General features: G+C 52.8%; 13 protein-coding genes. 7 read left to right on the top strand and 6 right to left on the bottom strand.

The genetic code is table 11. From position 1 onward, the window contains the following. The first annotated feature begins 53 nt into the window (after positions 1 to 53). The 3 genes from ACODS3_RS03340 to ACODS3_RS03330 all read left to right on the top strand — a co-directional run bounded on the left by ACODS3_RS03340 (position 54) and on the right by ACODS3_RS03330 (position 2,776). Positions 54 to 266, top strand: a complete 213-nt coding sequence (locus ACODS3_RS03340) for a DUF6124 family protein (RefSeq protein ID WP_489033276.1) — start codon at positions 54 to 56, stop codon at positions 264 to 266. Between the two features lie 336 nt (positions 267 to 602). Continuing rightward, positions 603 to 1,694, top strand: a complete 1,092-nt coding sequence (locus ACODS3_RS03335) for an AAA family ATPase (protein ID WP_489033275.1) — start codon at positions 603 to 605, stop codon at positions 1,692 to 1,694. A 551-nt stretch (positions 1,695 to 2,245) separates the two neighbouring features. Beyond that, the gene (locus ACODS3_RS03330) at positions 2,246 to 2,776 is read left to right on the top strand and encodes a hypothetical protein (protein ID WP_489033536.1); all 531 of its coding nucleotides are present in this window, start codon (positions 2,246 to 2,248) and stop codon (positions 2,774 to 2,776) included. Positions 2,777 to 2,913: 137 nt separating this feature from the next. On the opposite strand, the gene ACODS3_RS03325 is transcribed toward ACODS3_RS03330, so the two are convergent. Genes ACODS3_RS03325 through ACODS3_RS03305 form a run of 5 tightly spaced genes read right to left on the bottom strand, consistent with a single transcriptional unit; the run spans position 2,914 to position 8,039 of the window. Further along, a complete protein-coding gene (locus ACODS3_RS03325; RefSeq protein ID WP_489033274.1) occupies positions 2,914 to 3,687 on the bottom strand; it encodes an L-iditol 2-dehydrogenase in 774 nt (257 codons plus the stop codon). Positions 3,688 to 3,743: 56 nt separating this feature from the next. Further along, positions 3,744 to 4,841, bottom strand: coding sequence for an ABC transporter ATP-binding protein (locus ACODS3_RS03320; protein WP_489033273.1), 1,098 nt, complete (start codon positions 4,839 to 4,841; stop codon positions 3,744 to 3,746). A gap of 57 nt (positions 4,842 to 4,898) precedes the next feature. Then, a complete protein-coding gene (locus ACODS3_RS03315) occupies positions 4,899 to 5,732 on the bottom strand; it encodes a carbohydrate ABC transporter permease (RefSeq protein ID WP_489033272.1) in 834 nt (277 codons plus the stop codon). 10 nt (positions 5,733 to 5,742) lie between these two features. After that, positions 5,743 to 6,669, bottom strand: a complete 927-nt coding sequence (locus ACODS3_RS03310; protein WP_489033271.1) for a carbohydrate ABC transporter permease — start codon at positions 6,667 to 6,669, stop codon at positions 5,743 to 5,745. A gap of 59 nt (positions 6,670 to 6,728) precedes the next feature. Beyond that, the gene (locus tag ACODS3_RS03305; protein ID WP_489033269.1) at positions 6,729 to 8,039 is read right to left on the bottom strand and encodes an ABC transporter substrate-binding protein; all 1,311 of its coding nucleotides are present in this window, start codon (positions 8,037 to 8,039) and stop codon (positions 6,729 to 6,731) included. A gap of 292 nt (positions 8,040 to 8,331) precedes the next feature. On the opposite strand from ACODS3_RS03305, the gene ACODS3_RS03300 reads away from it, so the two are divergent. Next, the gene (locus ACODS3_RS03300; protein ID WP_489033267.1) at positions 8,332 to 9,282 is read left to right on the top strand and encodes an AraC family transcriptional regulator; all 951 of its coding nucleotides are present in this window, start codon (positions 8,332 to 8,334) and stop codon (positions 9,280 to 9,282) included. Positions 9,283 to 9,311: 29 nt separating this feature from the next. Continuing rightward, on the top strand, positions 9,312 to 10,208 hold the full coding sequence (locus ACODS3_RS03295) for a carbohydrate kinase family protein (RefSeq protein ID WP_489033265.1): 897 nt from the start codon (positions 9,312 to 9,314) through the stop codon (positions 10,206 to 10,208). Positions 10,209 to 10,289: 81 nt separating this feature from the next. Here the strand turns inward: ACODS3_RS03295 and ACODS3_RS03290 are convergent, their stop codons facing one another. Next, positions 10,290 to 10,649 carry a hypothetical protein gene (locus ACODS3_RS03290; protein WP_489033263.1) on the bottom strand — a complete coding sequence of 120 codons (360 nt, stop codon included), beginning with the start codon at positions 10,647 to 10,649 and terminating at the stop codon, positions 10,290 to 10,292. A 1,041-nt stretch (positions 10,650 to 11,690) separates the two neighbouring features. On the opposite strand from ACODS3_RS03290, the gene ACODS3_RS03285 reads away from it, so the two are divergent. Beyond that, on the top strand, positions 11,691 to 12,140 hold the full coding sequence (locus tag ACODS3_RS03285; protein ID WP_489033262.1) for a TraB/TrbI/VirB10 family type IV secretion system protein: 450 nt from the start codon (positions 11,691 to 11,693) through the stop codon (positions 12,138 to 12,140). Between the two features lie 173 nt (positions 12,141 to 12,313). After that, entirely contained in the window at positions 12,314 to 12,982 is a 669-nt protein-coding gene (locus tag ACODS3_RS03280) for a hypothetical protein (protein ID WP_489033260.1), read from the top strand. Positions 12,983 to 13,171: the final 189 nt, after the last annotated feature.

Raw genomic sequence — 13,171 nt, 5'->3', positions numbered from 1 at the left:
CACCTTTGTCCGTTTAGCAGCGAGCATTGGGAGGCCCGATGGAGATCGTCCCGATGACCAAAGTAACCCCCGATCCACCGCATAAAAACCTCGAAGAATCCCTTCTGCACGTCAGCGCCCTGCTGCGTTGCGCAGCAGCCACAGCCTACGAAACCGGAGACAGCCTCAACGGCCCGAAACGCGACCTGGCGTTTTCGGTGGTGCATTTGATTGGCATGGCCAAGGCTGAGCTGGAGCGGTCGCTGGCTCAGGTGGAAGTGCGTTAGGGCTTTTTCGCGAATGAGCGGAACGCCGCCCGATTCGCTCCCACGCGGGCTGTGTGGGAGCGAATTTATTCGCGAAGACTGGACGGTGTATTCACCAAGACCTATAAACAAAAAACTCTTTACCAATCAGGACTTAAGCAGCCTGAATATGGCGAAGGTATAGAGACTCAATACCGACTTAACTATCACAATGGGAAAAACCCTGAGTGAAGTCACCTACCTATCTTTATGCCACTCTTCAAATCACACTTTCGTGTAAAAATCAAGCGGCGAAGCTTTCCTCTATTCATCCTCAACAAACCTGCCGTATAGTTTTTAGACCCACGAGGAAACAGTATGACGCAGAAAATTCGACCCACTGAGTTAAAAGCATTACGAAAATCTAGAGGGATTTCGGCAGAACAAGCTGCGCAAGCAGTAAATAGATCTATCAAGTCCTGGCGAGACTACGAAAGTGAAGTCGCCAAACCAAAAATCCCAGATGAAGTTTTTAAACTTTTTCTCTGGAAGTTTAAAATTACATGGCCACACGCAAAGGTTGTAAGTATCGCAGCATACAAAGGAGGGATAGGAAAGTCTCCAATTACGGTAGCACTTGCTGCATCCTTCGTACAGGAGGGGCTAAAAGTTGCCGTAGTTACCAGTGACGAGGTTTATCGAGCATACTCAAAAAAGGAAAAAACAACTATAAAAAGCTCAACTCGTCTAGCTGCGAAAATAGATTTCTATGACGAACTTGATGTCGCCCTCTACTCTGGGGAAGTGATGAAATTAGAGGCAGAAGATCAACATAGGAGACAGACACCAGGAATATACATGTTTTCTGACGAGCTAGAAATTTTAGCGAGAAAAAAAGCGGCTGCTTTTGAATTTGAACAACTGAAAAAAAACTACGATCTAATTTTCTTAGACTTGAATAGAAACCTTATTCAAACCTTGCTCAGGTCAGATGAAATAGTTCTGCTTGTGGACTCCACATGTCCTTACTCCCCAAATAGCACGAAAAATTTTTACGAACAAATAACACATCTCAACAAGGAGAAACTAGAATCAATACATATCCTGCTAACTAATTTCTCCGCAATCCCTAGGATCAATGGTCAGATAGACGTTAGGAACGCAAATAAAAATAAAATCCTTGCCAACTGCATGTTCAACTCACATCTAACCCTAAAAAACTATAGAAAGATACGTAAACTATCCATCCCTATTCTGCGCTCTAGATTTACGGGAGACTATGAGTTTCACATTAGTTTATATGATAGCAACCTGGACGTAGAAGAATTCGGCTATTTTGATACAGTGATCGATGTGGCTCCCGACTCTATCGCCGCAGTGGAATTGGAACAAATTACAGATGAACTCGCAGAAATCTTATGGGGTATGAACTGCCCAACGCCTTCCTTCCACTTCACCTCAGCAATTTGACAAGACCAGAAAAAGGATAGTACATGAAAGACCTTACCAACAGAATTTGGCGACTAATTATAGATATATCAAGCTTGGTACGTGCGGGGATTGCCTTTTTAGATTATTACGACAACAAAAAAAATAGCTCAGAATAACAAGGCCTTTATTTACCTCAAAAATGCGTATTCCAGCTCACCTATATTCAGGTTGTGAACTGAAGAACGCATCTGCGCTAACCACAGGATATCTGTACCAAACAGGCAATCGCCTACAATGTAAGATATCCACATCCAAGCGGCTGAGCACCGCCAGATTCGCTCCTACGCGGGCTGTGTGGGAGCGAATTTATTCGCGAAGAGCCATAAACACCACGGAGATCAATCTGGGTTGAACCAGTATTCCTTACAGCATTTCAGCGTGGAAATTGCACGCCAATCGCTTCTTGCCTGTTCAATTAAACTGAACATGTCTCGCGATTATTGTTGGATAGACACCACCAGCGCGGTGCTCAAACAATGACTCCCCCCTATTACCGTAGTGATGGAGTACCTACAACAATGAGCACACCTATGCCGAGCAACCGCCACTCCATAGAACAGTACATCCTGGCCAAGGATGGCAATCGACCTGATCTTCTGCGCCAGGCATTCAGCCCCGAAGCCACGGTTGAAATGCTCGTGCATACCGACGCCATTTCATTTCCGTCCACGCTGGAAGGGTTGGGTGCCATTGCGCAAACATTGGTGCGCGGCTTTGGCCAGACCTATGAAAACGTTTACACCTTCTGCCTCGGTGAACCACCGGTGAGCAATGCCTCGGCGCACACCTGCAAATGGCTGGTAGGGATGACCGTCAAGGAAACAGGAGCAGTACGTGTCGGCTGCGGCCAGTATGACTGGCGCTTTGACTCTCAGTCCGGGCTCGTCGTGCATCTGACTATTACCATTGATCACATGCAGGTCAGCCCGGCCGCAGACCTGGTGCCGGTGATGAACTGGCTGCAAGGCCTCGGTTACCCCTGGTGCCAGGTAGACGACGTCATTGCCAAGGCCCCGCAATTGAGCAGCATTGCGCCGGTTATTGGTTATTTGCAGGGCTAGGTGTTCCATTTACCGAAATGCTCGGGCAGATCGCGCAAGAGCGTCTGTGCTATTTAAACATGCATCAGCGACGTAGGCCGTCAGACCGGAGTTCTATGTAATCATCATGGCGTGACGTCGCGTCAATCGTTCAATAATCAACTCATCCAGTTACCGCCATCGACATTGTAGGTCTGCGCAACGATGTAATCGCTTTCTGAGCCCGCCAGGAAAATGGCCATGCCGACCAAATCCTCAGCGGTACCCATCCGCCCAAACGGTACTTCAAGGCCGACGAGACGTTTTTTCTCTCCCAGTGGACGATTCTCATGTTTGGCGAACAGCGCGTCGACGCCATCCCAATGCTCCCCATCGACGACACCGGGCGCGATCGCATTAACGTTGATCTTGTCCTTGATGAGGTTTAGCCCCGCGGACTGCGTGAGGCTGATGACGGCCGCCTTGGTAGCACAATAAACGCCTACGAGCGCTTCACCGCGTCGACCAGCCTGGCTGGCCATGTTGATGATCTTTCCACCATGCCCTTGATGGATCATCTGCTTTGCCGCCGCCTGGAGCGTAAACAGAGTTCCGCCGACATTGATTGCGAAAAGCCTGTCATAGCTTTCTCGAGTGATCTCGGTGACAGGTGCCAAATCGAACAACGCTGCATTGTTCACCAGGATATCTAATTTACCCGCATGGGCTACCACCTCAGCAATCGCTGCATCTATGGATTCCTGACGGGTGACATCCATCTCTACAGCGTAAGCCTGTGGCCCAAGCTCGATGGCAGTTGCTTGGGCTCGCTCCAAATTTATATCGGCGATCGCCACTGTCGCTCCTTCTCGGATATATGCCTGAGCAAACGAGCGGCCGATACCGCGCGCTGAGCCTGTGATCAGCGCACTTTTTCCTTCGAGACGGTTCATTGAGTTCACCTTCAGAGTTCTGGTGCGCTTTATCAAAAGAGCACGATTAGTGGGAGTTAGGCTGCGCGCGATACCATGCGGCGAACTGCAATACCGCTGTCATCAAAGAGGTGGCAGTGAGCAACATCAAAGGTCAGATACTTCCTGACACCATAAGGAACTTCGCAATCGCCATGGACACGCACGGTCAGGCTTTCCCCTGATAAAACATTCACATGGCAGAAAGTGTCACTGCCCAAACGCTCTGTGACATCCGTGGTGACAGGCACTTGCCCTTCACTACCAAGAGTCAGATGCTCTGGCCGTATGCCAATCGTTACGGATTGCCCAACAGACAGCCCGCCGCTTTCGCGGGGAATTGCCAGGGTTGTTCCCGAATCAAACCTAACCTCTACACCTGCTGCATGCGTTGATTGCACGGTTGCCTGCAAAAAACCCATCTTCGGTGTACCAAGGAAGCCGGCAACAAACAGATTGGCGGGGTTATGGTAGAGATCCAGCGGTGAACCGATCTGTTCAATGCGCCCACCGTTCAACACCACGACCTTGGTGGCGAGTGTCATAGCCTCTACCTGGTCATGCGTCACGTAGATCATGGTTGCTTGCAGCTCTTTGTGGAGCCTCGCCAACTCAAGGCGTGTCTGGACTCGCAGCGCGGCGTCGAGATTCGACAAAGGCTCATCAAAAAGAAAAATCTTAGGGTTTCGGACAATGGCCCTTCCAATAGCGACCCGTTGACGCTGTCCACCAGAGAGTTGCTTGGGCTTGCGATCCAGCATGGCATCGAGTTCCAGAATCCTGGCAGCCTCGCTGACCTTCTTGTCGACCTCCGGCTTTTTCTCACCGGCCAGATCCAATGCGAAGGACAAGTTCTTGCGCACAGTCATATGGGGATACAGGGCGTAGGTCTGGAACACCATGGCCAAGTCGCGCTTGGCCGGCGTGACCTGTGTGATATCACGACCATCAAGTTCAATCGTGCCACTCGTGACCTCCTCCAGGCCCGCAATAAGACGTAACAGGGTGGACTTGCCACACCCAGACGGCCCGACGAACACCACAAACTCTTTGTCTTCAACCTCAAGATCAATGCCCTTGATGATGGACAGTCCCTCGAAACCCTTCTTGAGATTTTTTATTTTCAAAGTGGCCATGCGTAAAGTCCTGTATGAAAGTGGAGCCTTCGCGAAATCAGTAAACTTTCGACGTCATCATTTGACGGCGCCGAAAGACAGCCCACGAACCAGTTGTTTCTGACTGATCCAGCCGAATATCAGGATGGGGGCGCACGCCAATGTGGATACCGCAGACAGCTTCGCCCAGAACAGGCCCTCGGGACTCGAGTAAGAAGCGATCAAAGCGGTAAGCGGCGCGGCGCTTGAGCTTGTCAGGTTGAGTGACCAGAAGGCCTCGTTCCAACAAAGGATCAGCGAAAGCAAAATGGTCGACGCCAACCCTCCCTTGCTGATAGGCAATAGCACGCGCAGCATTTCCTGCCGCAGGGTCGCACCGTCCAGCCTCGCCGCCTCCAGGATTTCCCGCGGGGTGTCCTTGAAGTACGTGTAGACCATCCACACCACAATCGGCAGGTTGATCAGGGTGTAAATGATGATGAGCGCCAGCCGGGTGTCCAACAGCCCTGCCCCCTTCGCCAGCAGATAGATCGGCATCAGCACACCAACAGGTGGCAGCATCTTGGTCGACAACATCCACAGTAACGTCTGCTTGGTGCGCTTGGTCTCATAAAAGGCCATTGAGTACGCCGCCGGCACGGCGATTAACATGCACAGAGCGGTGGCGCTGAAGGAGATCAATACCGAGTTCCAGGCGAAGTGAAAGTAGTCACTGCGCTCCTGGATATGCAGATAGTTCTCCAGCGTCGGCATGAAGATGAATTGGGGCGGGGTCGCAAAGGCATCTATTTCAGTCTTGAAACTGGTCAAAACCATCCAGAAGATCGGGAAGAACAGCAATAAAGCAACGGCCCAGGCCAGGGTACCTAGCAGCACGCTCTGCAGGCGCCGGGATTGTTTAAGCGTCATCATGGCGTCGTCCTCAGGCTTTGTCGGTTAAGTTCTTGCCGATCATGCGCACCAGCACAATCGCCGCAATGTTGGCTATCACCACCGCGATCAGGCCGCCAGCAGAGGCCATGCCCACATCAAACTGCACCAGGGCCTGGTTATAGATCAGATACGCGAGATTGGTCGAAGCGAACCCAGGGCCACCGTTCGTTGTAGTGAAGATTTCGGCAAATACCGACAGCAGGAAGATCGTCTCGATCATCACAACTACCGCAATGGGTCTAGCCAGGTGTGGCAGGGTTAGATGCCAGAAAATAGCCAACGGCCCTGCGCCATCTAAACGAGCAGCCTCTTTTTGCTCCTGATCAAGCGACTGCATGGCCGTCATCAGGAGCAGGATCGCAAAAGGCAACCACTGCCAGGAAACGATGACGATGATCGAGAAGAGTGGATAGTGGGCCAGCCAGTCGATGGGTTGCGCCCCGAATAGCTTCCATACCGCCGCAAGGATCCCGGAAACCGGGTGGAAGATCAGATTCTTGAAGATCAAAGATCCTACCGTCGGCATGATGAAAAACGGCGAAATGAGCAGCACTCTGACTATGCCGCGTCCAAAGAACTCGCTAGCCTCTAACAAGGCTGCGATCAAGACGCCAAGAACAACGCTGATTAGCAGCACGCTGCCCACCAGTATCAATGTATTCAAGGCCCCCGGAAGAAATCCTGAGTCCGTCATGAAGTAGGTGAAATTTTCCAGACCTATGAATTCATTTTCACCAGGATTAAGCAGGTTGTAGCGGATTACCGAAAAATAAACGGTCATAGCCAGCGGCACGATCATCCAGAGCAACAAGAGTGCGACCGATGGCGACACCAAAAACCAGCCCGGATTGAGCATTCGGCGCGTGCGCGACCGGGTCGAGCCCCCAAGCTGAGCTCGAACGATAGATAAGTTCATGATTGTTTACCTTTGCGGCAGAGGCCGCCGGCGTTGAACCGCCGACGGCAGTGGGCTGATTATTTCTTTGGGTAGCCCGCTCGCTTCATCTCGCGCTCAGTGGTGGACTGGGCAGAAGCCAATGCTTGCTCGACTGACATTTGACCAGTCAGTGCCGCAGAGAGAAGCTTGCCCACAGAGGTGCCTATTGACTGGAACTCAGGGATCACGACGTATTGAATGCCGACGTACGGAACAGGTTTGGCTGAAGGCTGAGATGGATCTGCATGCTTCATCATCTGCAGCGTCACTTGAGCGAACGGAGCTGCTTTAAGGTAAGCATCGCTGTAGGTTGAAAGGCGCGTACCCGGCGGAACGTTAGTGATGCCGTCCTTGTCAGTGACCAGCTGGATATACTCTTTAGAGGTCGCCCAAGTGATGAAGGACTTCGCCGCGTCCTTATGCTTGGAAGTAGCAGGAATAGCCAGTGACCACGCGTAAAGCCAAGACGAGCCTTTGTCTGTGGCTTCAGTGGGCGCCGGAGCAAATCCTACACTGTCGACTACCCTGCTCTGCTCTTTATCGGTAGTGAATGAGCCGGCGACGCTGGCATCGACCCAAATCGCGCACTTCCCACTGTTGAACAGCGCCAGTGTTTCGTTGAAACCGTTACTGGAAACACCTGGAGGGCCGTACTTCTTGAGCGTATCGACGTAGAACGTAGCTGCGGCTTTCCATTCAGGGCTGTCCAGTTGTGGTCGCCACTGCTCATCGAACCAGCGCGCCCCGAAGGCATTAGCCATCGTGCTCAACAGCGCCATGTTTTCGCCCCACCCAGCCTTGCCGCGCAGGCACATGCCGTACTGGTCTTTAGAGGTTTCATTGAGCTTGGCAGCGAACTCGCCTAGTTGCGACCAAGTAGGATTCTCCGGCATGGTCAGTCCGGCAGACTTGAATAGATCGGTGCGGTAGTAGGTGACGGTGCTTTCACCGTAGAACGGCAGCGCGTAAAGCGTGCTATTAACCGACAGTCCCTGGCGCACCGCCGGGAAGATATCGTCGACGTCGTAACTCGCGGGAAGATCCTTTATCGGTTCAAGCCAATTCTTTGCGCCCCAGAGCGGCGTTTCATAGGTACCGATGGTCAACACGTCGAACTGGCCACCTTGGGTGGCAATGTCAGTGGTCAGGCGCTGACGCAGGACATTCTCTTCTAGCACGACCCAATTAAGTTTGATGTCAGGATGCTGCTGTTCAAAAACTTTGGACAGCCGCTGCATTCGGATCATGTCGCCGTTGTTGACCGTCGCGATGGTCAATGTCTCAGCGGCGTGGCTGGTAAAGGCGAATGACAGACCAGCAGATAGGATTAGCGCATTCGTAATCTTCATGGGGGCTCTCCACTCCCAGCCGATTCGACCGGAGCTATTATTTTTATTGTTGACCACTGTGGGCAGATACAGACCGCACGGCAGTGGTGGACGACTCGATTAAATCACCTCTCAAACCCACCCTCAAACGAATCGCGGACGTCGGATTGATACTTTTTTGACCCAGCAAACTGCGAACGCGCCGGATCAAAAAAGTATCACTGGGTTGCAAAAGATGGGCTACCCGTGATGAGGAGGTTCGGCGTATGGTTAGCGCATTCGATCCGCAGAACAATTATAAAAGGGGCAGAAAATGCCTGATAACCGCGCTACTTTGTTCGAGCACCGTCCAGCTGATCTTGAGGTCATTCTTCCGGAGGCCGATCAGAGCTTTCGATGGTACGAACACGACTATCCATACGCCCTCGCCCGCTGGAACCACCATCCAGAATATGAAATCCACCTGATCAGGCAAGGAAGTGGCAAGCTTTTGGCTGGGGACTATATCGGGCCCTTCACTGCAGGACATGTTGCACTGATCGGGCCGGGCCTACCTCATGATTGGATGGGAGACGTCGCTCCGGGGGAGCTCTTGACAGGCCGCGACGTGGTTCTGCAGTTTGATGGCGCAGCCCTGCTCGACCTCCGTGGTTCACTGCCTGAGCTATCGGAACTGAATACGCTTTTTGGGCTCGCGCAACGTGGGATCGAGTTCTCTGGTGATACGGCTCTGGAGGCCGCCCGGTTGCTTGAGGCCATTGGCGAGGCAAAGGGACTACAGCGCCTGATCATGTTCCTGCAATTGGTAGGCACACTCGCAAGGGCGCCAAAGCGCGACATTCGGGTATTGGCCAGTGCCTGCTACTCGCCGTCGCTGGACGCACGCAGCTCCGAACGGATTAACAAGGCGTTCGACTACCTGATCAACGAGCTCACATCCGACCTCCGGTTGTCCGTTATCGCAGAGCGGATCGGGATGAGCGAGGCAGGCTTCTCGCGCTTCTTCAAACGGATCACGGGGCATGGATTCATTGACCTGATGCGCAAGCTGCGGATCCAGCGTGCATGTCGACTGCTCGTCCAAACCCAACTCTCGGTAGCCGAAATCTGCTTTGAGGTTGGCTATGAGAACGTCTCCAATTTCAATCGACATTTTCGGCACGAAATGAAACAGACGCCGAGCGACTACCGACGCTCCACTGCCGTGTCGCTATTTAACCGAGACGGTATCCACCAGTCGCTACCAATCACCCACTCGCAATGATCCACAACCAATCTAAAGGGAGTATGAACATGCAATTGCCAAGTGTCGTGGTGTTTGGCGAGGCGCTCACTGACGTGGTTCAACACGCGCCTGGCCAGTGGCAGGGCTATCCAGGCGGCGCACCTTGGAACGTGGCCCGCGCGATGAGCCGCCTGGGCGTAAGTACTGCATTCGCCGGTTCAATCAGTAAGGACTCTTTAGGGGATGAGCTTGATCAGAAATCAAGGGCTGCTGGCCTGGACATGAGATTTATCCAAAGGGTCGATGCTGATCCTCTGGTCGCGATCGTACCGTCTAGCCACCCTCCTCGTTATTTCTTCGCGGGTGAGGCCGATCTGCATTTCGATGTGAACCAACTACCGGAAGGTTGGCTAGAGGCCGCTGAACTATGCCATTTCAGCTGCATAAGCCTTGCCCGTCAGCCATTGGGCGACAGACTGGTAGAGATCGCGAAAATGGTGAAGCAGAGGGGCAAGCTCATCAGCTATGACCCGAACTGGCGCAACCTGATGGACTCCCGCTATCGCGAAGTGACTTATCGGGCCATGGTGGAGCTTGCAGATGTTATCAAATTGTCGGATGAGGATCTTCGCCAGATATACCCTGGGTTGAGCGAAGAACAAGCTCTGAAGGAGTTGCGCACGATGAACATCCGTGCCGAAATTCTATTCACCAGAGGAGAAAACGGTATGGTGTTGTTTACCGCTGGTCAGAAGATAGAACAGCCCGCTATTCCCGTAGAGGTTGCCGACACAGTAGGTGCCGGCGACGCAAGCATGGCTGGATGGCTGGCCTCTCAATTTCTAGGCATCCGAGAGCCTCAGGCCCGCCTTGAATTTTCAGCGGCTTGTGCATCAGTATCTTGTGCTCATTCCGGGGCTTACGCTCCTAGCCATGAGGACGTAAAGGAACTGCTGGCTGGCTAAGCCCAATATGAAAGTCGAAATACACAACGTAACCCACTTCTTGGCCAACCACTTCGGGCTGGCCACCGGCGTCCCACTTCACTACCAGAACCGCCACCAGGGTCGGCTGTTCCTCACATCAGCCGTGCCATCTACTGGCTTATAGAGTGCAGTCGCAACCTTATGGGTCTGCTCGGCCAGCTCATCCAGCCACTCTTGCGGGCCAATCCAGTGGTCGTGGACCGACTCCAGAAACTCCCGAGCCAACGGTAAACCTGAGGCATCCCCCAGCAAGGTGCCGAATGCCTCACATTTGGGACACCATGCCGTTGAGTCCGTCCAGCGCGTTACCTCATGCGCAGGAAAAGCTGCGTAACAGCCAAAGCATGCGCACTCGCTACTGATCAGAATTTCTGCCTGATTATTATTGGCATGATCATGGGCGCTGTAGGTGTCAGTCATCTCGCACTCCATTGCATCGGACAAAGGTTGGGCATGCAGCCACTACGAAACAGGAGATAGCCTCAACGGCCCAAAACGCGATCTGGCGTTTTCAGTGACATTTGATTGGCATGGCCAAGGCTGAGCTGGAGCGCTCGTTGGCCTGGGTGGCGGTGCGTCAGGGGCCTTTTCGCGAATGAGCGGAGAGCCGCCCGATTCGCTCCCACACAATACGCGCAGGAGCGAATTCATTCGCGAAGCCCTCTGAAGGCCAGAAACGAAAAAGCCCTGAATAATCAGGGCTTTGACGTCTCGAATATGGCGGAAGCATAGAGATTCGAACCCTTATCCTAGGTGCCCCCCTGTATCTCTTTTTCCGGAGGTCTTTCTGCCTAGCCGCAAAGTCGCCAAAGGTTAGCAAATCCGGGGACTTTAGCAACCCCCTAATTGATCTCCAAAGCGTGCAGCTGACTGCATGCTTTCCCAAAGACTGCCAAGCAGCCAAATCCCCTCAAATCTGCAACATCACTTCCCTCTGCTCTCCACCCTCGCCCAGCCGACACCAACACCGCTCTCGCATAAAACGCCATCACTGTATGTAAACTCAGTGGCATGTTCGATCGGACAGTGTCATCCAACCAAGACATCCAGTGAGGTAGTCACCCAAGTTCTTCTTCGAGCTGGACAGCGTGCATCACGACGGCGTTCAAGCTCAGGAGAATGACGCCATGAAAGACGCGATCTTCAAAGCTGCCAACGTGAAGCTGACGCGAATTCGGGGGTATGGCAATAAAGCACTCAGTGCCTAGGAGTTCGAACAGCTGGTGCTTGATGTGATGTAGATCAGAAATCTCTGCGTATCGGCCATAGCAGTTGCGAGTCGTTTTGTCTGATCAAGCTCACGCCAGCTGAGCCCGAGCCAGGCCAGCCCACCGGCCCAACGCAGAACCAAAGCCGCCCCACCCCAGAACCAAAAAACCAAACCCCAAACCCCAAGCAATACATTAAAAAATGACCGATTCAATAAATAAGCACCTACTCACACTTCACCTGAAGCGAACGTTGTCCATTTCCCTGGTCTTAGCGGCTCTGGGACTCGTTCCAATCGCAGCATTCACGGTGCAATCAGCCCATGCGGAGCAGGCACCTGCAATGGCCCAGATTCACAACCCGAAACCGTATGAATTGGACATTGGGACTTTTATAGGGGTTGCGCTTGAGAGCGTCGACCCAAGCTTCGTCTCAGGGATGGTCTACCAAGATGTCTACGACCATTTCAACAACATCGTCATCCATAAAGGAAGTCGCTTATTCGGACATCAAGTCAAGATAGTCAATGGCCGCCATGACGTGCGTTGGACTGAAATCCAGCTAGTCAGCACAGGCCAGACCTATGCCCTTAAACAGCCTTTGGCAGCGACCACACCTCTTGGGGAAACAGGCTTGACGGAGTTTCGACCTGCGTCCATCGCCGGCACAGTCTTGACTTACGACCTTCATCTATCCCATTGACGCATCAGCCAAAGAAGACGTGGACAGCTGATCCCTAGCTGTTCGATTCGCTGGCCACGCATCAAACCCATTAGTGGCCTTATTGTTCACCAGAGAAATGCAGAGGTTTTAGCTTGTTCAACCTATTCAGGTGGCTTCGCCGAGAGAAACGACCGCCAGGCCTTCTACACGCCATGATGAGTGAGGACTACAAGGATTTGCCCGGCAGTGAGACCCCGTCAGTCGATGATGTTCGCTACGAAGCCATTGAGTTTGAGAAGGCCGTAAAGGCGTACATCGAGAGCCAAACCGGCACGTGGCCCAAAGACGTCGAGCTGGGTAAGCTGATCAAGCATGAGTTGAAGAAGTACCCGATGTATCCTGAAATTCCCGAGCTCTGGCCGAATTTCATAGAAGAAGCCAAGAAGCTCAAAGGCTTGCGCAACAAAATTGTGCATTCCGAATTCTCCGGTTTGCCTGAACTCCCTGAGCTCTACGCGAGCTTTCGTAGTGCTAACCAACTGCTGCGCCCGTTCAAGATTGTCAGCGCAAGAGCGCGAGACAGGTTCTCAGCGATGGAGTGGAAGGGAGATCACCTCCATCTAGACATAGATGAAACTTCCTACATACTCACCGGCCAGGACATCAACAACCTGCTCAGCGAGCTTCATCCGTCGAGTCGTGGAAAAGTCCACTTCATGAACGGCAAGCTCGTGCACAGCAAGATGCAGGATTACCGCTATGAGCAGTACACGTACTACATCGAAGACTGCGAGCCATTTAACCTGACGGAGGAGGAATCCATGGCACTTCAAGATCTTCTAATGTGCTTTCTCGATGACCCCGCTCTGAAATATCCATAGGCCACAACAGGCGCCACTATGTGGTCTAGATCCCCTCAGCTTCACATTTCCATGGAGCGTGGGGCCGAGGGGCTCGCGTGCCCCTCCCAAAGGGCGGCTGTCGTGAACCAGGCCATCGGCTTCGCCGTTGTTCTGGCCCTGCGGGCTTCCATCCTCACGCCTTCGGTCTTACGGCCTGCGCGCTCCGCT

Source organism: Pseudomonas sp. FG43 (assembly GCF_057809175.1).
The sequence above is the reverse complement of the archived record's forward strand: the minus strand, read 5'-3'. Positions and strand labels throughout refer to the sequence as shown.

Bases quoted from the DNA above. Each gene is read 5' to 3' on its own strand.
- ACODS3_RS03340 (WP_489033276.1), top strand. From the start codon at position 54: ATGACCAAAGTAACCCCCGATCCACCGCATAAAAACCTCGAAGAATCC.
- ACODS3_RS03335 (WP_489033275.1), top strand. From the start codon at position 603: ATGACGCAGAAAATTCGACCCACTGAGTTAAAAGCATTACGAAAATCT.
- ACODS3_RS03330 (WP_489033536.1), top strand. From the start codon at position 2,246: ATGCCGAGCAACCGCCACTCCATAGAACAGTACATCCTGGCCAAGGAT.
- ACODS3_RS03325 (WP_489033274.1), bottom strand. From the start codon at position 3,687: ATGAACCGTCTCGAAGGAAAAAGTGCGCTGATCACAGGCTCAGCGCGC.
- ACODS3_RS03320 (WP_489033273.1), bottom strand. From the start codon at position 4,841: ATGGCCACTTTGAAAATAAAAAATCTCAAGAAGGGTTTCGAGGGACTG.
- ACODS3_RS03315 (WP_489033272.1), bottom strand. From the start codon at position 5,732: ATGATGACGCTTAAACAATCCCGGCGCCTGCAGAGCGTGCTGCTAGGT.
- ACODS3_RS03310 (WP_489033271.1), bottom strand. From the start codon at position 6,669: ATGAACTTATCTATCGTTCGAGCTCAGCTTGGGGGCTCGACCCGGTCG.
- ACODS3_RS03305 (WP_489033269.1), bottom strand. From the start codon at position 8,039: ATGAAGATTACGAATGCGCTAATCCTATCTGCTGGTCTGTCATTCGCC.
- ACODS3_RS03300 (WP_489033267.1), top strand. From the start codon at position 8,332: ATGCCTGATAACCGCGCTACTTTGTTCGAGCACCGTCCAGCTGATCTT.
- ACODS3_RS03295 (WP_489033265.1), top strand. From the start codon at position 9,312: ATGCAATTGCCAAGTGTCGTGGTGTTTGGCGAGGCGCTCACTGACGTG.
- ACODS3_RS03290 (WP_489033263.1), bottom strand. From the start codon at position 10,649: ATGACTGACACCTACAGCGCCCATGATCATGCCAATAATAATCAGGCA.
- ACODS3_RS03280 (WP_489033260.1), top strand. From the start codon at position 12,314: ATGATGAGTGAGGACTACAAGGATTTGCCCGGCAGTGAGACCCCGTCA.